Genomic DNA, 17901 nt, shown 5'->3' with positions numbered 1-17901 from the left:
CATGATCGGGGTGGCCATGAGCAGTCTCATGCTCCGCCGCATCGCTCACCCGTAGCAATTCTCAAACGGGCACTTAGACTTTGGCCGCAAGCTTAAGCTTCCTATGGCGTTTTGAACCAGGATAACGTATCTATAGTTTAGTTCCTTTACGTTACATGCCCAGGACCCTTCCAGTGACCTTTCCATTGAGGGCAGATGTTGCAAAGCACATCATCTCGGTCTGCCAGTCGATCGACGAGAATAAGACGCCCGATCTGGCCATGAACGTCTCCCTGACGCGCACCCTCGCCTTCGACTCCCTTAAGCTCATGCAGTTCTTTGCAGGGGTCGAGCAGCTTTATCCTGGCATTGCGCTCGAAGACTGGTTCGTCGAGCACAGTGCCGATGGACGGGATACGCTCGACAGCGCAGCCGCTTACTTGGCCCGGTTACTCACGCCGAGTTCCTGAGAGGTTGAAACCGGGCCTGCGCTGGTCCAACTAGTAGCGTCCGGCCGGCAGACAGCGTCTTGTGCCCGGCCGTACCCATGGGAGGCGAATTGTGCTGCGCGACTACTTGGCTGAGCTTCCTCTCATTGCGATCCTGCGCGGTTTGAAACCTGAGAACGCGGAGGCTGTCGGTCATGCGCTGGTCGAGTCGGGATTTCGCATCATCGAAGTTCCGCTCAATTCGCCGGAGCCGTTCCGCAGCATCGAGCGTCTCGCCAAATCCATGCCCAAGGGCGTTCTCATCGGCGCCGGCACGGTTCTCGACCCAGAGCAGGTGAACGGCATCCGCGATGTGGGCGGCAGGCTGATCGTCATGCCTCACGCGGATCTCGACGTCATCCGGCGGGCCAAGGAGCAGGACCTGATCTGCACCCCCGGCGTGGCGACCCCCACCGAGGCCTTTGCGGCTCTCAAGGCCGGAGCCGACGCGATCAAGATCTTTCCCGCCGAGGCCATCCCGCCCGCAGTCGTGAAGGCCTGGCGGGCCGTGTTGCCCAAGGACGCCATCGTCGTGCCGGTTGGGGGCATCAAGCCGGACACCATGAAGCCCTATGTGGACGCCGGAGCCAACGGGTTCGGGCTCGGTTCGGCGCTGTTTACGCCAGCCATGTCGGTGGAGGAGGTCGGCCGCAATGCTCGTGATTTTGCAGCCGCCTGGCAGCGTCTCAACGCTACTTGATCCTTTAGCGAACGCTCTTCAGACATGTCCGGTCAGGAACCCCTGAGAAAGAAAGCCGTTTTCAGGGAGAGATGTTCATTGTTGGAGTTTCACGATGAAGAAAACGGCTTTGATCCTGGCAGCTTCCCTTCTGAGCACAGCAGCCTTCGCTCAGGACACAACCACGACCATCAAGAAGGAAGAAGGCCTTCTTGGCAGCAAGACTACGATTGAGCGCTCCACGGAGCCGAGCACGACGTCCTCGACGTCGGTGACGACCTCCACGACTGGGAGCGTCGGCTGCACCTCCGAAACCAAGCAGAAGACCGACGAGTTCGGCGATACGACGACCAAGAAAAAGGTCGAGTGCTGAGGCAGGCTCGGCCCTATTGGAACGGCCCGGCCCTCGCGCCGGGCCTTTTCCTTACCGGCGGCGCCCGCCGCGGAAGAACGGAACGGTCAGGAGCCGCCGCCCCGTCTCATCGGCAATCTCAAGCTCAATGTTGCCTGCATCGGCGAGTTGGTCGCGAAGCTCCTCGACGGTCGCCAAGGCCTCGGCCTTGGCTGCATCGAGGTCCGGAAGCTCGATGCCCTCCTCGTCCTCATCGACGTCATGTCCATCCCGGATGTTGAAGAAATAGCGGGGCATGGTCCTAGCTTCATTCTGATGTGTGGCGGGAAAAACGCTCCCGCCGGCGGCAGGTTCAACCGAGAGCCTTCCGCCTCCTATACACGGTCCCGTCCCTGACGATAACCGGCAACCACAGGATGGAGCTTTTTTCCATCATAGAGCGTTTATCAGCACGCCAAGGGTCAGTGCGGGTCAACCGTATAGGCAAACACCATGGTCCGTTCTTCCCTTGCCCCGCTCGCGGCTTTGGCCGCCCTGACGGCGATCGGCGCGTCTCCAGCCAGCGCGCAGTCGGCCTGCGGCCCCCGCGAACAGCTCGTCAAACTGCTGGCCAGTCAGTATAAGGAAGATCCCGTGGGCATGGGCCTGTCCCAGCCCGGGCAGGTTCTGGAGGTTTTCGCTTCCTCGAACGGCTCCTGGACGATGATCATGACAATGCCGGACGGGAAAGCTTGTATGATAGCCGCCGGTGACAACTGGGAAATGGTGACCAAGGTCAAAGGCAATCCCGTCTGAGGAATGGCTTTGCTGCGGGCATGATGCCCTAAAGCCTGAGCTTGCCGAATTCCTCTTTGGTGTCGATGTCTTGGATAACGGCACGATCTGCCGTCGGCCATTCCACAACGTCCGGTCGCCCGCGAAGAACAGGTCCTGCGCCGGCATCGCCGGAGAGACCTTCGATTGCCGGCTGAAGCGCACGCGAAATCACAACAGGATTGCCGCGCCGGCCATTCAGGGTCGGGACCAAGGCAGACGGCTCTCCGCTTTCGTGCCAGCCGGCCACGAGAGCGTTGATGAGGCCCGTGGTCACGAGCGGCATATCGCCCAGGAGGATAGCAGCGGCCCGCGCTTCGGGCGGCAATGCCGAAAAGCCGGCCTTCAGCGAGGTCGATAGACCATCAGCGAACAAAGGATTGTGAACAAACTGGACCGGAAGTCCGGTCAGTTCCGCCTGAACAGCGTCCGCCCGGTGGCCTGTCACCACGATGATCGGATCGGCCGTTGAACGGACAGCCGCTTCTGCCGAATGCCGGATCAGGGCCTTGCCGCCGACATGGGCCAGCAATTTCAGCTCCTCGCCGAAGCGGGTGCCGCGCCCAGCCGCCAGGAGAATGGCCGCGACGCCGCTCATGCCTCGGCCTCGCTCTCGCCGCCCTCGCGTGGCTGCGGCCGCGAAACGATTTCCATGAGAAGCCCGCCGACCCCGAGCGACATGATGTCGGCCCTCGCGACGGGCACATCCGCCAGAAGGCGGTGCAGGATCCAGTCGAAGCCGTTTTCCTTTGGGGATCGCGCGCAACCGGGGGCGCCGATGACGGGCTTGCCGCCGATGGCGCCCACAAGAAGCAGGTTTCCGGGATCGACCGGCATGCCGAAATGCTCTATCCGCCCTCCGGCCCTCTCGATGGCCGATGGAATGACGTCGCGTCGGTCGGCGATGGCGGAGGCTCCGAAAACAATGATGAGTTCAGTGTCACCACCTGCCAGTGAGGCCAGTTCCTGCGCCAGGGCTGCCGCCTCGTGGGGCACGCGGCGATCCTGCGTGACCCTTGCCCCTGCCGGCTCCAGCCGTCTGTCGAGCACGGCGAGTGTCTTATCGATTACGCTTGGTTTCAGACCCGGAAGAATCGTCGAGACAACCCCGACCCTTTGCCGGGCGTAAGGCGCGATCCGTAGGGCGCTCTTGCCCGCTCTCTCGATTCCCTGCTGCAGCAGGACTTCCGGTATGGCATATGGAATGATCTTGACCGTGCCAACCATCTCCCCGGCGACGACCGGCTTGTAAGCCGGCAGAGTGGCAACGGTCATGGCCTCATCAACGGCATTGAGCCCATGGATCGCATCCGCATCGATGAGGAGAACGCCCGCGGTTTCAGCATGAAGGTTCGACCGTCCCGTAAAGGGCGCCTCGAGAGAGACATTGTTGCCTGCGAGCGCATGAGCCAGTTGGAAGGCTGCCTCGTCCTCCGTGATGTCGCCGGGTTCGAACCGGGCAGCGATGAGTGTCTCGACACCGGCCTGCTTCAGGCGCATTGCGACGTCCAGCGTGACGAGGGTTCCCTTCTTCAACACCATCTCGCCTATCCGGACGCTGTGAGCCGCCAGAGCCCCGATTGCCTCCTCGACAGGAACCTGCCCGAACTTCACGCCAGTCGCCTCCGCTCCTTACGCAGGCTGGCGACGATCTCGGCCAGAATGGAAACCGCGATCTCCGCAGGCGACACCGCCCCGATGTCCAAACCGATGGGCGCATGAATTCGAGCGAGATCCGCTTGTGCAAATCCGGCCTCGGTCAGGCGCTGAACCCGACGGTCATGGGTTTTGCGAGAGCCAAGCGCGCCGATGTAGAAGCACTCTGACCGCAGAGCAGCGATGAGCGCAGGGTCGTCGATCTTCGGATCGTGGGTGAGCGCCACGATGGCTGAATACCGGTCGACGCCGATATCCGGGAGAGCCGCGTCGGGCCACTCCGCCAGCAACGCCACATCCGGGAAACGCTCGGGCGTTGCAAATGCCGTGCGCGGATCGATGATCGTGACGTCGAGATCGAGGCCCTTTGCCATCGGTGCCAGCGCCTGGCTGATATGGACAGCCCCGATGACCACCACCCGGACTGGCGGCGCCTGTACGGTGAGGAAGAACTGGCGGCCCTCCCGCTCGATCAGTCCGCTCTTGCTGCGCCGCAAAGCATCCTGAAGCTCCCCAGCCATCGAGTCGCCATCAACCTCGGTCTCTCGAACGAGACGCTGCTCGCCGGACGCGACGTCGGTCACGAGAACAGCGGCACGCCGTGCGGCGCGCTCTGCATTCAGGTCGGACAGGAGGCTCAGGTGCATGCGGTCTAATCCACCCGCTCGACATAGACCCTGATGCGCCCGCCGCAGGACAGCCCGACCTGCCAGGCGGTTTCGTCGGCAACCCCGAACTCGATCATGCGTGGCTTTCCATCGGCAATGACATCCAGGGCCTCGGTGATCACCGCGCCTTCGACGCAGCCGCCGGAGACGGAGCCGAGAAAGTTCGTGTCTTCATCAATCACCAGATGGCTGCCGACGGGACGGGGTGCCGATCCCCAGGTGTCGACCACGGTCGCAATGGCGACGCCCCTGCCCTCGCGCCTCCAGGCTTCTGCCGTCTTCAGGATATCCGTATCGGTCGAGAGCATGAGGCTTTCCGGCATAGGAGCAGTTCGCCGACCGATACTGCCACCACCTGCCCTCGGACGGCAACCGGCATGGTAACGGGCAGACGTCGTGGCATTGACAGGCACGGTATTGCGGCGTCTGATTCATCCCGAACAGGCACCTCGTCGGATGGATCGCTCGCAGGATGCTCAACGATATCTATAGCCGCCGCATCCTTGAGCTTGCGGCCGATATTCCGCTTCAGGGAACGCTGTCGGATGCGCATGCGAGCGCTAAGGCTCACTCGAAACTGTGCGGATCGACGGTCACGGTGCATTTGAAACTCGACGGCGACGTGGTCAGCGCCTTCGCCCATGAGGTGAAGGCCTGCGCCCTGGGTCAGGCCTCCTCGTCGGTCATGGGGCGGCATGTGATCGGTTCGACTGCCGAGGAGCTTCGCGCGCTCAGGGAGAGCATGCATCGCATGCTGAAGGAAGGCGGGGTTCCTCCTTCCGGCAAATGGGCCGACCTTGCGTTCCTGGAAGCGGCTCGGGGCTTGAAAGCCCGCCATGCCTCCATCCTCCTCACCTTCGATGCTGTCGTTGATGCGCTTGCCAAGGCTCAGCAGGCAGCCAAAGAGCAGGCCGTCACAAACTCAGACGATTGAGCACTGCGCTTCAGCGTGCATTGCAGCAAAGCCAGGCAGGTGACGCGCCGCCTGATTTGCCCTTACTCTGCTGTCGGACTGTTGACAGGAGGAGAACGCAGCATGGCAATGACGATGCAGGGTGAGGTGGCGCTTCCAGCCGACCGGGCGACGGTGTGGGCGGCCCTCAACGATCCGGAAGTCCTGAAGGCAGCGATTCCCGGATGCCAGGAGCTGGAGAAGATCAGCGACACAGAGTTCCAGGCTGTCGCCAAAGTGTCCGTCGGGCCGGTGAAGGCCACCTTCAAGGGTGGGGTGAACCTCACCGATCTCGACCCGCCCAACGGCTACACGATCAGCGGCGAGGGACAAGGCGGCGTTGCCGGCTGGGCCAAGGGCGGAGCGAAGGTGCGGCTTGAGGACATGGAGGGCGGCACCAAGCTGATCTACGATGTCGAGGCCAATATAGGCGGCAAGATCGCACAGCTCGGCGGGCGCCTCATCAACGGCGTCGCCAAGAAATATGCCGACGAGTTCTTCGCGAATTTCGCCAAAATCCTCTCGCCTGCCGAAACGGCCGCATGACGGGATCTTCAGTCACCGACCTTTGAACCATTCCAATGCTTGACCGCTCCACCGGGGCGGGCCACACTCGGCTTCGATGGATCGCATTCGTGCGGTCGTCCAACAACAATACCTGCCGGTGTCTGAGACCACCTGAAGGTTGGCCTGACTGCCGGCTTTTGAGGAGGAAGCCACGCATGACCACCGTCTCCCTGACGGTGAACGGTCAATCCGTCACCGCAGACGTCGATCCCCGCACCCTGCTCGTTCAATTCCTGCGCGAAAACCTGAGACTGACCGGAACCCATGTGGGCTGCGACACCAGCCAGTGCGGAGCCTGCGTCGTTCACTTGAACGGGCAAGCCGTGAAGTCCTGCACCACCCTCGCCGTTCAGGCCAATGCCAGCGTCGTCACCACCATCGAAGGCATCTCCCAGGGCGGCGAGCTGCATCCGATGCAGGCAGCCTTCCGGGAGCATCACGGCCTGCAATGCGGCTACTGCACGCCCGGCATGATCATGTCAGCCATCGATATCGTGAACCGCAAGGGAAACGCCCTCGACGAGCAGACCATCCGGGCCGAACTCGAAGGCAATCTGTGCCGCTGCACGGGCTATCACAACATCGTCAAAGCCGTGGCCGCCGGAGCTGAAGGAATGGCCCAGGCGCCTCTGCAGCAGGCGGCGGAGTAAGGCAGCACACTCAAACACGGTGCGGCCCGAACAGGCGCGAGCTGCAGGCGAGCCTCAGAGGGGGCTTCTCTCCAGAGCCTTCTTCCAGGCTTCCGCTTCGCTTCCCAGTACAGGGCCGACGGAGATCAGGGAGAATTTCATGACCGCTACAGGGATCGGCGCACCCGTCCGCCGGAAAGAGGATCAGCGTTTCGTCACCGGCCAGGGACGCTACGTGGACGACTTCAATCGTCCTGGCCAAGCCTATGCATACTTCCTCCGCTCGCCGCATGCCCATGCCGTGATCCGGTCTATCGACACGGGACCAGCCATGATCATGCCGGGCGTGATCGCCGTCTTCACAGGCGACGACCTCGCGGCCGACAAGATCGGGGGCCTCATTTGCGGCTGGATGATCCACTCCAAAGACGGCAGCCCGATGAAGGCAGGTCCCCATCCGGCGCTCGCTCAGGGCAAGGTGCGCTATGTGGGCGACCATGTCGCAGTGGTGATCGCCGAAACGCTCGCCCAGGCGAAGGACGCGGCGGAAGCTATCGTGGTCGCCTACGACGTGCTCCCGGCCGTCGTCGACACGGCCCAGGCCACGAAGGCATCGGTCCAGGTGCATGATGTCTCGCCGGACAACACCGTGTTCAACTGGCACCTCGGCAACAAGGACGAGACAGAGGCAGCATTCGCACGGGCCAAGCACGTCACCAAGATCGACCTCGTCAACAACCGCCTCGTGCCGAACCCCATCGAGCCCCGCGCGGCGGTCGGCGAATATGATTTCGGGACTGATAACTACACGCTCTACACCACGAGCCAGAATCCCCACGTGGCGCGTCTCGTCCTCTCGGCCTTCATCGGCGTCGCGCCCGAGCACAAGCTACGCGTCATTGCGCCGGATGTGGGCGGCGGGTTCGGCTCGAAGATCTTCATCTATGCGGAGGAGACGGTCTGCGTCTGGGCAGCCAAGAAGGTCAAGCGCCCGGTGAAGTGGACATCGGATCGATCGGAAGCCTTCCTGTCCGACGCCCACGGCCGTGACCACGTCACCCATGCGGAGATGGCGACCGACGAGAACGGCAAGATTATTGGCCTGAAGGTCCACACCACGGCCAATCTCGGCGCCTATCTCTCCACCTTCTCCTCATCGGTGCCGACCTATCTCTATGCCCCGCTCTTGTCGGGCCAGTACGACATCCCGGCAATCTATTGCGAGGTCGACGGGGTCTACACGAACACGGCGCCGGTCGATGCCTATCGCGGCGCGGGACGGCCCGAGGCCACCTTCGTAGTCGAGCGGCTCGTCGAGAAGACCGCACGCGAACTGGGCCAGAACCCGGCCGAGTTCCGCCGCAAGAACTACATCACGCAATTCCCCCATGCGACCCCGGTTATCATGACCTATGACACGGGCGACTATGCCGCCTCCCTCGACAAGGCGCTGGAGATTGCCGACTACAAGAACTTCCCGGCAAGAAAGCAGGAGAGCGCCCGCCGCGGCAAGCTGCGGGGCATCGGCTTCTCGAGCTATATCGAGGCGTGCGGCATCGCTCCCTCGCAGGCGGTCGGCTCCCTCGGTGCAGGTGTCGGCCTTTGGGAGTCAGCCGAAGTGCGCGTCAACCCGACGGGTTCCGTTGAGGTGCTGACCGGTTCGCACAGCCACGGCCAGGGCCACGAGACCACCTTCGCCCAGCTCGTCTCCGACCGGCTCGGCATTTCCATCGATCAGGTCAGCATCGTCCACGGCGACACTGACAAGGTGCAGTTCGGCATGGGCACGTACGGCTCGCGCTCCGGCGCGGTGGGCATGTCGGCCATCGCCAAGGCTATCGACAAGGTGATCGCCAAGGGCAAGAAGGTGGCGGCCCACGTGCTCGAAGCGTCCGAGGGCGATATCGAGTTCAAGGACGGCCGGTTCGGTGTGGCCGGCACCGACCGTTCCATGGCTTTCGGCGAGATCGCCCTTCAGGCCTATATCGCCCACAAGTTCTCGGGCCAGGATCTGGAGCCCGGCCTGAAGGAGGGAGCTTTCTACGATCCCACCAACTTCACCTTCCCGGCCGGCGTCCACATCTGCGAGGTGGAGATCGACCCTGATACCGGCGTGACTAAGATCGAGCGTTGGACGGCGGTGGATGATTTCGGCGTCATCATCAACCCGATGATTGTCGAAGGCCAGGTCCATGGCGGCATCGCGCAAGGCGTCGGTCAGGCGCTTCTCGAAGGCGCCTTCTACGACGAGAGCGGGCAGCTCATTACGGCGAGTTTCAACGATTACTGCATGCCGCGCGCCATCGACCTGCCGTCCTTTGATGTTGGCATGACGGTGACCCCCTGTCCTTCGAACCCGCTCGGGATCAAGGGCTGCGGCGAGGCGGGCGCCATCGCGGCCCCGCCGGCGGTCATCAACGCGATCACCGATGCGCTGGGACATGAGGACATCGCCATGCCGGCAACACCTCAGGCGGTGTGGCGGGCGGCCCAGAAGGCACGCATGCCCATGGCGGCGGAATAAGGGAGGACGGGAATGTACGCTTTCGAATATCACCGCCCCACGAGCGTGAAGGAGGCTGCTGGCCTCGCAGGCCAAGCCGAGGACATCAAGTTCCTCGCTGGCGGGCACACGCTGCTGCCGACCATGAAGCTGCGGCTCGCGGGCCCGGCCAACGTGATCGATCTCGGGCAGATCGCGGAGTTGCGCGGAATCGAACGCGCCGGCGACATGATCACCATCGGGGCCATGATGAAGCACGCGGAGGTCGCGAATTCGGCCGAGGTGAAACAGGCCATTCCGGCCCTTGCCGAGATGGCGGAACTGATCGGCGATCCGCATGTGCGCAACCGCGGCACCATCGGCGGCTCCATCGCCAACAATGACCCCTCGGCGGATTATCCGGCCGCCTGTCTGGCTCTTAACGCGACGATCATCACCAACCAGCGCAAGATCGCCGCGGACGATTTCTTCCAGGGCATCTTCACGACAGCTCTGGAAGAAGGCGAGATCATCACCCAGGTGTCGTTCCCGATTCCTTCGCAGGCCGCCTACACCAAGTTCCGCAACCCGGCCTCGCGGTATGCCCTCGTCGGCGTGTTCGTGGCAAAGCAAGCGGACGGAGTCCGCGTGGCCGTGACGGGTGCGGGCTCGAACGGGGTGTTCCGCGTGAAGGAGATGGAGCAGGCGCTGAGCGGGAACTTCGCGGCTGAAGCCCTCGACGGCGTCACTGTTGCGGAGAGCGAGATGAACAGCGACATCCATGCGGATGCAGCCTATCGGGCGCATCTCGTCGGCGTCATGGCACGGCGCGCCGTGCAGGCGGCTGGCGCCCGGGGCTGAACAGCCACAGCTGAAGGACGTTGACCTGATGCCCGGGCTTCCCCGGGCATCTTGCCCTCAAGGAGGCAGCACAGCCCTTGGCCGACCAACCCGGTTCCATCGACAGCACATTGGCTCTCCTTGAGAGTGCCGGCTATGTGGCCGACCGCTCGCTCGCGACGGTGCTCTTTCTCGCGCTGAAGCTCGGACGCCCCCTCTTCCTTGAGGGCGAAGCGGGCGTCGGCAAGACGGAGATCGCGAAGGTGCTCTCGTCCGCCCTCGGACGCCGTCTCATCCGCCTCCAATGCTACGAGGGCCTCGATGTCGCCTCGGCGGTCTATGAATGGAACTATGCCGGACAGATGATGGCAATCCGGTTGGCCGAAGCCGGCGGAGCGGTGGATCGCAACACGCTGGAGAGCGACCTGTTCTCGGAACGCTATCTGGTCAAGCGCCCGCTCCTGCAGGCGCTGGAACCCGATACCGCCGGCGCGCCTGTTCTCCTGATCGACGAACTCGACCGCACGGACGAGGCCTTCGAGGCCTTTCTTCTGGAAGTGCTCTCGGACTTCCAGGTCACGATCCCGGAGCTCGGCACCGTCAAGGCGGAGCACCCGCCTATCGTCATCATCACGTCGAACCGCACCCGCGAGATTCACGACGCGCTCAAACGCCGCTGTCTCTATCATTGGGTCGACTATCCGGATGCGGAACGCGAACTCGCGATCCTCTCAAGCCGCGTCCCGCAGGCTCCCGAGCGCCTGTCGCAGGAGATCGTCGCTTTCGTCCAGGCGATCCGGAAGGAGGACCTGTTCAAGGCGCCGGGCGTGGCCGAAACCCTCGACTGGGCCTCGGCCCTCGTGGAACTCGATGCGGTGGCGCTCGACCCAGCGCTGGTCTCGGACACTCTTGGCGTCCTGTTGAAGTACCAGGACGATATCCAGAAGATGCAGGGCAGCCGGGCGAAGGACATGCTGGATCAGGTTCAGAATGTGCTGAGGGCGCCCGCGTGAACGACGCGCCCGCCCGCCAGGGTGAAGGCCGCCTTGCGGACAACATCGCGTATTTCGCCCGCGCCTTACGGATCGCAGGTCTGCCGGTCGGTCCCGGGGCGATTCTCGATGCCATTGCGGCGGTCGAAGCGGCGCGGATCGGCACCCGCCAGGATTTCTACTGGACGCTCCACGCCGTGTTCGTGAAGCGGCACGAGCACAGCATCCTGTTCGATCAGGCTTTCCGGATTTTCTGGCGGCGGCGCGCACTCATCGAAAAGCTCATCGCCCAGATGTCGCCGATCGCGCCAGGCGGCGCCAAGGAAGAGAAGAAGCCGCAGGCCGGCACCCTGCGCGTGGCTGAGGCCCTGGCCACGCCCCGACAGGAGAAGCCGGAGCCGGTCGAGAAAACCGAATTCACGGCCCGCCTCACCGTCTCGGATCGCGAAATCCTGAAGGCGAAGGATTTCGCGCAGATGTCGGCGGCCGAGATCGCCTTGGCGAAGCGCCTAATCGCCGAGATGTCCCTGCCGGACGACCAAGTGACGACGCGCCGTTTTCTGCCCGACCCACGAGGCCGCCGGATTGATCCGCGCAGGACCTTCCGCCGCTCGCTGCGCGGTGGCGGGGCGGCCATCGACCTGGCGTATCGTTCGCCTGCCGTGCGCCATGCGCCGGTGGTTGCGCTCATGGACATCTCCGGCTCCATGGCGGAGTACTCTCGGCTCTTTCTGCACTTCCTGCATGCCATCGCCGAGAAGAGGCGAAAGGTTCATTCCTTCGTCTTCGCCACGCGCCTGACCAATATCAGCCGCGAACTGACCAGCCGCGACCCGGATGAGGCGCTTACCCGCGCGTCCAAGCGCGTGCAGGACTGGGAGGGCGGAACGCGGATCGCCCATGCGCTCCACGACTTCAACCGCCACTGGTCCCGCCGGGTCCTCGGCCAGGGCGCCATCGTCCTGCTGTTCACGGATGGGCTTGAGCGCGAGGTAACACGCGAGCTGACCTTCGAGATGGACCGGCTCAAGCGCTCCTGCCGGCGCCTGATCTGGTTGAACCCGCTCCTGCGCTTCGACGCCTTCGAGGCCCGCGCCACCGGCATCCGGGCGATGCTGCCCCATGTCGACGAGTTCCGCCCGATCCACTCTCTGGCATCGATGCAGGAGCTTTGCCGTGCTTTGTCCGGCGAGCCGACCGAGCGAAGCAACCCGCGGCAGTGGCTACGGGCATCATGAGCCAAGCGCAGCAAGCCTCGAACCTGCGACAGGAGAACCGCCCCCAGCAGGCTGCTTCGCCTAATGAGGCGTCACGCCAAGAGTTTCCGAGAAGCTCTTGAGAATATTGGATTTATTGGAAATGAAATTGTTTGGCGCGCCCTAGGGGAGTCGAACCCCTCTCTCCAGCGTGAAAGGCTGGCGTCCTAACCGATAGACGAAGGGCGCGGGTCATTCGGGGCGGTGCCGCCGAAGTGGGCGAACCTATAGATGGGTTCGTGACGCATCGCAAGCACCCGAATTCAATTATTCGGGCCGTGCGGCGTCCGCGATGCGAAGCTCGGCTTTTTCCCCGCCGCCCCAGCGGTCGATGGAAAGCGTTCCCGCGACATGGAGCGGGTTGCCGATGGCCCGAGACAGGGCATTGCCCAGTGGCTGCCCCGCTGCGCGGAATGCGATTCCCCCGATGAAGCTGCCGTCGCCGCCGCGAAGCTTCACACGCAGATGCCCGCCGCTGCCGACCTCCCGAGCCTCGACGACGCGATGCTGGGGGAAGACGAACATGGGCTCGGGCTGGCCCTGGCCGAACGGCCCTGCCCGCTCCAGGGCCGTCACCACAGCCGGCTGGGCGCCCGCAGCCGTCAAGGTCGCGTCGATGGCAAAACTGTCCCGCAGGCGCATGGCGCTTACCGGCTCGGAAAGCCTCTCGGTGACGAATTCGAGAAAGCGCTGGAGATCCGTGGCCTGGATCGTCACGCCGGCCGCCATGGTGTGGCCGCCGCCCTTGATGGCAAGCCCGGCATCCACGGCTGCTCGCACTGCATAGCCCAGATCCACGCCGGGCACCGAGCGGCCCGAGCCGGTGGCTGTTCCGTCCTGATTGAGCGTGAACGCGAAGGCCGGGCGACGGAACCGCTCCTTGGTCCGGGCGGAGATCAGACCGACGACGCCTGGATGCCATTCGGCTGAGGCGGTGACGAGAACCGGCAGGTCCGGCACGCGCTCCAGAGCCATCATGGCCTGAGCCTCGGCCTCGGCAACAGCCACGACCTCGATGGCCTGCCGGTCCCGGTTGAGTCGGTCCAACTCGGCAGCCAGCTTGCCCGCCTGAACCGGGTCCTCAGTCAGGAGAAGCTTCGAACCCAGGGCCGCATCGCCGATGCGCCCGCCGGCATTGATGCGCGGCCCGACGAGATAACCGAGATGCCAGCTCTCCGGAGCGCCTGCGAGCCCGGCCGTGTCGAGGAGCGCCGCCAAGCCAACCCGGCGGCGGCTCCTCATGATGGCAAGCCCTTGGCGCACGAAGGCGCGGTTCAGGCCCAGCAGCGGCACCACGTCGGCCACTGTGGCGAGCGCCACGAGGTCGAGGCTGCCCATCAGGTCGGGCTCGGGTCGGCCATTGAAAAACCCACGCGAGCGCAGGGTGCGGTTGAGGGCAACGAGCGTCAGAAAGACCACGCCCGCCGCACAGAGGTGGCCGAGGCCCGATAGGTCGTCCTGCCGGTTAGGGTTCACGATAGCGAGCGCCTCGGGCAGTTGCTCGGGGGCCTGGTGATGGTCGAGAACCAGAGGGTCTAGACCAAGACGGCGTGCCTCGGCCAGAGGCTCAATGCTGGCGGTGCCGCAATCGACTGTGACCAGGATATCGGCGCCCTGCTCCTTCAGAGCCCGGATCGCATCCACGTTCGGGCCATAGCCTTCCGTGATCCGATCGGGGATATGAATGGCGTATTCCACCCCGCAGGCGCGCAGGTATTCGGCCAGCAGCGCGGCGCTGCAGGCACCATCGACATCGTAGTCCCCGAAGATCGCCACCTTCTCATTGCGGGTCACCGCATCGGCGAGGCGGGAGGCTGCCGCCTCCATGTCGGTGAGCTTGTGCGGGTCTGGCATGAGGTCCCGCAGGCGCGGGTTGAGGAAGCCATCCGTCTCATGAACGCTCACGCCGCGGCCGGCGAGCACCCGGGCGAGGACATCGGGCAGGCCGTGGGTCTGGGCAATGGCAAGCGCAATAGTGCTCTGGGCGGCATCGCAGCGCTCGACCCAGGTGCGCCCGAGGGCGGAATTGGCGACGCCCAGGAAGGGCTTGGGCAGGTGAAGAGGAGATGATTCGGTCACGTCGGGACTCTTACCCGCGAATTGTGGTCAAAGCACCTTCGCCACATCGTCACCCCTGGGCGCTCGGACCGTGGAAGCGTCAGCCCAGCATCATATGCCGGTACTGAATGAAGCCGCTGCGGGAGGCGACCTTGTCATAGAGCACCTGGGCTGCCGTGTTGGTCTCGTGGGTCAGCCAGTAGACCCGACTGGCTCCATCCACCCTCGCCTGCTCATAAACCGCCTCAATCAGAGCCCGGCCGGCGCCCTGCCCACGGGCCTCCTCGGCCGTGAACAGGTCCTGCAGATAGCAGTAATTGCCTGTCGTCCAGGTGGAGCGGTGATAGAGGAAATGGACAATGCCGACGATCCTGCCGTCCAGAACCGCGGCAAGACCGTGCATGGGCTCCGCCGGATCGTTAAGGCGCCGCCATGTCTCGTCCGTCACCTCAGCGGGTAAGGACGATTTGTAGAAGGTGAGATAGCCCTGCCACAGGGGATCCCAAGCCTGCCTATCATCGGAGTGGAAGGGGCGAATGTGAATCATGTGGTCGGCTCCTCACCTGTTCCATCGTCATGCCCGGCCTTGGGTCGGGTATCCACGTTTTTCTTACCGAGCCGAAAACGTGGATGGCCGGGACAAGCCCGGCCAGGACGCAGTATGAATTGTGGTCTGTCCCTGGAGCAAATTAATCCAGGTGGAACTTCGACAATTCCCGGTGTTCGCCGTAGATGCGGCGGACGGTGCCGGTGGCGGAGCGATACACCACGGTCTCGGTGGTGATCACGTCCTTGCCGAAATGAACGCCCTTGATCAGGGCGCCGTCGGTCACGCCGGTGGCAGCCACGATCACGTCGCCGCGGGCAAGATCCGTCATATCGTATTTCTTGTTGGGGTCGGTCACGCCCATCTGCAAGGCGCGGGAGCGCTTCTCCTCGGTGTCGAGGATCAGGCGGGCTTGCATCTGGCCGCCGATGCAGCGCAAGGCGCCTGCCGCCAGCACGCCCTCGGGGGCGGCGCCGATGCCGAGATAGATGTCGATGCCGGTCTCTTCCGGCTTCGTGGTGAAGATCACGCCGGCCACGTCGCCGTCGGAGATCAGCCGGATGCCGGCGCCGGTCTTGCGGATGGCGGCGATGAGGTCAGCGTGACGCGGACGATCGAGCACGAGGGCGGTCAACTCGTTGACCTTCACGCCCTTCGCCTTGGCGAGGTTATGCAGGTTTTCTTCCGGGCTGGCGTCCAAGTCGACCACGCCGGCCGGATAGCCGGGGCCCACGGCAATCTTGTGCATGTAGACGTCGGGCGCGGCCAGCAGGGTGCCGGATTCAGCCATGGCCATGACGGCGATGGAGCCGGGCATGTCCTTGGCGCAAAGGGTGGTGCCTTCGAGCGGGTCGACGGCGATGTCCACCTTCGGGCCCTGCTTGTTGCCGACGCGCTCGCCGATGAAGAGCATCGGAGCCTCGTCGCGCTCGCCCTCGCCGATCACCACGGTGCCATCGATGGGCAGCTTGTTCAGCTCACGGCGCATGGCATCCACGGCCGCCTGGTCGGCGGCCTTCTCGTTGCCGCGGCCGCGCAGCCTGGCGGAGGCCACCGCCGCGCGCTCGGTGACGCGGACGAGCTCCAGGGTCAGAATGCGCTCGATGATTTGGCCCGGTTGGACGGTAATGCCTTGCGACATGGACGTGTCGTCTCCCTTATGATGATCGTCGCCGGGCCCTGGGGCCCGGAGTCCGGTTACTCGCGTTCGATGCGAATGACTTGGGGCGGCTCGGCAATAAGACCATCCCCCATAATGTTTTCCAGGGCGGAGCGGATCGAAGCCTCCGTGGCCGCATAGGTGATCAGCACCAGCGGAACCGGCGTGCCGGACCGTCCATGCGGATCCTTGTTCGCGGCGGTTTCCGAGCGCTTCTGGAGAATGCTCTCAAGGGAGATGTCCGCCTCGGCCATCCGTGTCGCCACGCCTGCGGCAACGCCGGGCCGGTCATGGACCGTGAGGCGAATGTAATAGCCGCCCTCGTGGCGCTGCATGGGGGCGCGGGCCGCTTTTTCCAGTTGGTCGATGGGAGCGCCGAAGAGTGGCTGCACCTTGCCGGTCGCGACATCGGCAATGTCCGCCACGACGGCGGAGGCGGTGGCATCGCCGCCTGCCCCTGGGCCGATCAGAGTCAGCTCGCGCACCGCATCGGCGTCGATGGTGACCGCGTTTGTCACGCCCATCACCTGTGCGATGGAGGACGTACGGGGCACCATGGTCGGGTGGACGCGCTGCTCGATTCCGGTCTTCGTGCGCTCGGCGACGCCTAAGAGCTTGATGCGGAAGCCCAGCTCCTTGGCCATGGCGAGATCGAGGGGCGCGATGGAGGAGATGCCCTCCACGTAGATCGCCTCAGCGTCGATCTGGGTGCCGAAGGCGAGGCTGGTGAGGATGGCGAGCTTGTGGGCGGTGTCGAAGCCTTCGACGTCGAAGGTCGGATCGGCCTCTGCATAGCCGAGGCGCTGCGCGTCCTTCAGGCAGTCCTGGAAGGTCAGACCCTCCAGCTCCATCCGGGAGAGGATGTAGTTGCAGGTGCCGTTGAGGATACCGTAGAGGCGCGAGATCCGGTTGGCCGGCAGGGCCTCGCGCAGGGTCTTGATGATCGGGATGCCGCCGGCAACGGATGCCTCGAAGGCGAGCGACACGCCCTTCTCTTCCGCTAGGTTCGCCAGCTCGAGCCCGTGCTTGGCGAGCAGCGCCTTGTTGGCCGTCACCACGTGCTTGCCGTGGGAGAGCGCCGTGCGCACCGTCTCCAACGCTGCCCCGTCCGCGCCGCCCACGAGCTCGACGACGCAATCCACGTCAGTTGCACCGGCCAACTCCACCGGATTGTCGAACCACGTGAAGCGCGCGAGATCGAAGCCCCGGTCCTTGGACCTGTCACGGGCCGAAATGGCTACGACCTGAACGGCCTTCCCACCGCGCTGGGCAATGGCCTCATTCTGGCGATCGAGGATGCGAATGACCGATGCGCCGACGGTGCCGAGGCCGGCAATACCGACCCGAAGGGGACGTGTCACGAACAGCAGCTCCTTGAAAATCTCGGGCTGCTTTTACGACCGCCAGGGTTCCATGTCCATGCGCACCGGAACCTCGGTCACAGGCACCGGCATCAATTCCTGCGGGCAGGATCAGACCCGCCGAACCATCGGCACCACGTTGTGGAGGGTCTGATCGGCGTTGTCGAAGAACTTGCGGATGTTGCGGGCAGCCTGACGGATGCGCTGCTCGTTCTCCACAAGGGCGATGCGCACATAATCGTCGCCGTGCTCGCCAAAGCCGATGCCGGGCGCCACCGCCACGTCGGCCTTCTCCACCAGGAGCTTGGAAAACTCGAGGCTTCCCATGGACCGGAATTTCTCCGGAATCTGCACCCAGGCAAACATGGACGCGGTAGGCACGGGCACGGGCCAGCCTGCTTTCCCGAACGAATCGACCATCAC

21 protein-coding genes and 1 tRNA gene are annotated in these 17901 nt (G+C 64.1%); 11 read left to right on the top strand and 11 right to left on the bottom strand.

The features are described 5' to 3' along the window. Window positions 1-173 precede the first annotated feature (173 nt). From JQC81_RS29145 to JQC81_RS29135, 3 genes are all read left to right on the top strand, one after another. Entirely contained in the window at window positions 174-449 is a 276-nt protein-coding gene (locus JQC81_RS29145; protein WP_203275279.1) for a hypothetical protein, read from the top strand. A 91-nt stretch (window positions 450-540) separates the two neighbouring features. Beyond that, the gene (locus tag JQC81_RS29140) at window positions 541-1167 is read left to right on the top strand and encodes a 2-dehydro-3-deoxy-6-phosphogalactonate aldolase (RefSeq protein ID WP_203275278.1); all 627 of its coding nucleotides are present in this window, start codon (window positions 541-543) and stop codon (window positions 1165-1167) included. 94 nt (window positions 1168-1261) lie between these two features. Further along, window positions 1262-1519, top strand: a complete 258-nt coding sequence (locus JQC81_RS29135) for a hypothetical protein (protein ID WP_036352564.1) — start codon at window positions 1262-1264, stop codon at window positions 1517-1519. 51 nt (window positions 1520-1570) lie between these two features. Here the strand turns inward: JQC81_RS29135 and JQC81_RS29130 are convergent, their stop codons facing one another. Further along, complete coding sequence (locus JQC81_RS29130) at window positions 1571-1795, bottom strand: DUF6894 family protein (RefSeq protein ID WP_203275277.1); 225 nt, start codon at window positions 1793-1795, stop codon at window positions 1571-1573. Between the two features lie 195 nt (window positions 1796-1990). Between JQC81_RS29130 and JQC81_RS29125 the strand changes: the two genes are divergently transcribed. Then, window positions 1991-2293, top strand: a complete 303-nt coding sequence (locus JQC81_RS29125; protein WP_203275276.1) for a hypothetical protein — start codon at window positions 1991-1993, stop codon at window positions 2291-2293. 28 nt (window positions 2294-2321) lie between these two features. Here JQC81_RS29125 and JQC81_RS29120 read toward each other — a convergent pair whose 3' ends face one another. The 4 genes from JQC81_RS29120 to JQC81_RS29105 are packed head-to-tail and all read right to left on the bottom strand — an operon-like array spanning window position 2322 to window position 4943. Then, window positions 2322-2909, bottom strand: a complete 588-nt coding sequence (locus tag JQC81_RS29120) for a nucleotidyltransferase family protein (RefSeq protein ID WP_203275275.1) — start codon at window positions 2907-2909, stop codon at window positions 2322-2324. Beyond that, window positions 2906-3925 (bottom strand): molybdopterin-binding protein, encoded by a 1020-nt coding sequence (locus JQC81_RS29115; protein ID WP_203275274.1) that lies wholly within the window; start codon window positions 3923-3925, stop codon window positions 2906-2908. The genes JQC81_RS29120 and JQC81_RS29115 overlap by 4 nt, the downstream gene beginning before the upstream one ends. Continuing rightward, window positions 3922-4614 carry an XdhC family protein gene (locus tag JQC81_RS29110; protein WP_203275273.1) on the bottom strand — a complete coding sequence of 231 codons (693 nt, stop codon included), beginning with the start codon at window positions 4612-4614 and terminating at the stop codon, window positions 3922-3924. Before JQC81_RS29110 ends, JQC81_RS29115 begins: the two co-directional genes overlap by 4 nt. Window positions 4615-4619: 5 nt before the next feature. Continuing rightward, window positions 4620-4943: an XdhC family protein gene (locus JQC81_RS29105; RefSeq protein WP_203275272.1), complete on the bottom strand. Its 324-nt coding sequence runs from the start codon at window positions 4941-4943 to the stop codon at window positions 4620-4622. Between the two features lie 164 nt (window positions 4944-5107). On the opposite strand from JQC81_RS29105, the gene JQC81_RS29100 reads away from it, so the two are divergent. The 7 genes from JQC81_RS29100 to JQC81_RS29070 all read left to right on the top strand — a co-directional run bounded on the left by JQC81_RS29100 (window position 5108) and on the right by JQC81_RS29070 (window position 12335). Next, on the top strand, window positions 5108-5569 hold the full coding sequence (locus JQC81_RS29100; protein WP_203275271.1) for an iron-sulfur cluster assembly scaffold protein: 462 nt from the start codon (window positions 5108-5110) through the stop codon (window positions 5567-5569). A gap of 102 nt (window positions 5570-5671) precedes the next feature. Beyond that, on the top strand, window positions 5672-6133 hold the full coding sequence (locus JQC81_RS29095; protein WP_203275270.1) for an SRPBCC family protein: 462 nt from the start codon (window positions 5672-5674) through the stop codon (window positions 6131-6133). 176 nt (window positions 6134-6309) lie between these two features. Continuing rightward, window positions 6310-6804 carry a (2Fe-2S)-binding protein gene (locus JQC81_RS29090; protein ID WP_203275269.1) on the top strand — a complete coding sequence of 165 codons (495 nt, stop codon included), beginning with the start codon at window positions 6310-6312 and terminating at the stop codon, window positions 6802-6804. A gap of 139 nt (window positions 6805-6943) precedes the next feature. Next, window positions 6944-9307 carry a xanthine dehydrogenase family protein molybdopterin-binding subunit gene (locus tag JQC81_RS29085; RefSeq protein WP_203275268.1) on the top strand — a complete coding sequence of 788 codons (2364 nt, stop codon included), beginning with the start codon at window positions 6944-6946 and terminating at the stop codon, window positions 9305-9307. A gap of 12 nt (window positions 9308-9319) precedes the next feature. Beyond that, entirely contained in the window at window positions 9320-10126 is an 807-nt protein-coding gene (locus JQC81_RS29080) for an FAD binding domain-containing protein (RefSeq protein ID WP_203275267.1), read from the top strand. A gap of 77 nt (window positions 10127-10203) precedes the next feature. Beyond that, on the top strand, window positions 10204-11118 hold the full coding sequence (locus JQC81_RS29075) for an AAA family ATPase (protein ID WP_203275266.1): 915 nt from the start codon (window positions 10204-10206) through the stop codon (window positions 11116-11118). Then, window positions 11115-12335: a vWA domain-containing protein gene (locus JQC81_RS29070; RefSeq protein ID WP_203275265.1), complete on the top strand. Its 1221-nt coding sequence runs from the start codon at window positions 11115-11117 to the stop codon at window positions 12333-12335. The genes JQC81_RS29075 and JQC81_RS29070 overlap by 4 nt, the downstream gene beginning before the upstream one ends. 132 nt (window positions 12336-12467) lie before the next feature. On the opposite strand, the gene JQC81_RS29065 is transcribed toward JQC81_RS29070, so the two are convergent. From JQC81_RS29065 to JQC81_RS29040, 6 genes are all read right to left on the bottom strand, one after another. Beyond that, a tRNA-Glu gene (locus JQC81_RS29065) sits at window positions 12468-12542 on the bottom strand. A gap of 78 nt (window positions 12543-12620) precedes the next feature. Continuing rightward, window positions 12621-14432, bottom strand: coding sequence for a single-stranded-DNA-specific exonuclease RecJ (gene recJ, locus JQC81_RS29060; RefSeq protein WP_203275264.1), 1812 nt, complete (start codon window positions 14430-14432; stop codon window positions 12621-12623). Window positions 14433-14511: 79 nt separating this feature from the next. Continuing rightward, window positions 14512-14958, bottom strand: coding sequence for a GNAT family N-acetyltransferase (locus JQC81_RS29055; RefSeq protein ID WP_203275263.1), 447 nt, complete (start codon window positions 14956-14958; stop codon window positions 14512-14514). 142 nt (window positions 14959-15100) lie between these two features. After that, complete coding sequence (gene glpX, locus JQC81_RS29050; protein WP_203275262.1) at window positions 15101-16099, bottom strand: class II fructose-bisphosphatase; 999 nt, start codon at window positions 16097-16099, stop codon at window positions 15101-15103. A gap of 56 nt (window positions 16100-16155) precedes the next feature. Next, window positions 16156-17478 (bottom strand): homoserine dehydrogenase, encoded by a 1323-nt coding sequence (locus JQC81_RS29045; RefSeq protein WP_203275261.1) that lies wholly within the window; start codon window positions 17476-17478, stop codon window positions 16156-16158. A gap of 111 nt (window positions 17479-17589) precedes the next feature. Next, window positions 17590-17901, bottom strand: a 312-nt coding sequence (locus JQC81_RS29040; RefSeq protein WP_203275260.1) for an aminotransferase class I/II-fold pyridoxal phosphate-dependent enzyme, incomplete at its 5' end; no start/stop codon positions are given.

Source organism: Microvirga arabica (genome assembly GCF_016811235.1).
Taxonomy (GTDB): domain Bacteria; phylum Pseudomonadota; class Alphaproteobacteria; order Rhizobiales; family Beijerinckiaceae; genus Microvirga; species Microvirga arabica.
This window is presented reverse-complemented; position numbering and strand designations above follow the sequence as displayed.

What these genes read in the sequence shown, in the direction of transcription:
- JQC81_RS29090 (WP_203275269.1), top strand. Translation starts at nt 6,310, where the DNA reads ATGACCACCGTCTCCCTGACGGTGAACGGTCAATCCGTCACCGCAGAC.
- glpX (WP_203275262.1), bottom strand. Translation starts at nt 16,099, where the DNA reads ATGTCGCAAGGCATTACCGTCCAACCGGGCCAAATCATCGAGCGCATT.
- JQC81_RS29135 (WP_036352564.1), top strand. Translation starts at nt 1,262, where the DNA reads ATGAAGAAAACGGCTTTGATCCTGGCAGCTTCCCTTCTGAGCACAGCA.
- JQC81_RS29130 (WP_203275277.1), bottom strand. Translation starts at nt 1,795, where the DNA reads ATGCCCCGCTATTTCTTCAACATCCGGGATGGACATGACGTCGATGAG.
- JQC81_RS29125 (WP_203275276.1), top strand. Translation starts at nt 1,991, where the DNA reads ATGGTCCGTTCTTCCCTTGCCCCGCTCGCGGCTTTGGCCGCCCTGACG.
- JQC81_RS29120 (WP_203275275.1), bottom strand. Translation starts at nt 2,909, where the DNA reads ATGAGCGGCGTCGCGGCCATTCTCCTGGCGGCTGGGCGCGGCACCCGC.
- JQC81_RS29110 (WP_203275273.1), bottom strand. Translation starts at nt 4,614, where the DNA reads ATGCACCTGAGCCTCCTGTCCGACCTGAATGCAGAGCGCGCCGCACGG.
- JQC81_RS29100 (WP_203275271.1), top strand. Translation starts at nt 5,108, where the DNA reads ATGCTCAACGATATCTATAGCCGCCGCATCCTTGAGCTTGCGGCCGAT.
- JQC81_RS29105 (WP_203275272.1), bottom strand. Translation starts at nt 4,943, where the DNA reads ATGCTCTCGACCGATACGGATATCCTGAAGACGGCAGAAGCCTGGAGG.
- JQC81_RS29080 (WP_203275267.1), top strand. Translation starts at nt 9,320, where the DNA reads ATGTACGCTTTCGAATATCACCGCCCCACGAGCGTGAAGGAGGCTGCT.
- JQC81_RS29085 (WP_203275268.1), top strand. Translation starts at nt 6,944, where the DNA reads ATGACCGCTACAGGGATCGGCGCACCCGTCCGCCGGAAAGAGGATCAG.
- JQC81_RS29095 (WP_203275270.1), top strand. Translation starts at nt 5,672, where the DNA reads ATGGCAATGACGATGCAGGGTGAGGTGGCGCTTCCAGCCGACCGGGCG.
- JQC81_RS29055 (WP_203275263.1), bottom strand. Translation starts at nt 14,958, where the DNA reads ATGATTCACATTCGCCCCTTCCACTCCGATGATAGGCAGGCTTGGGAT.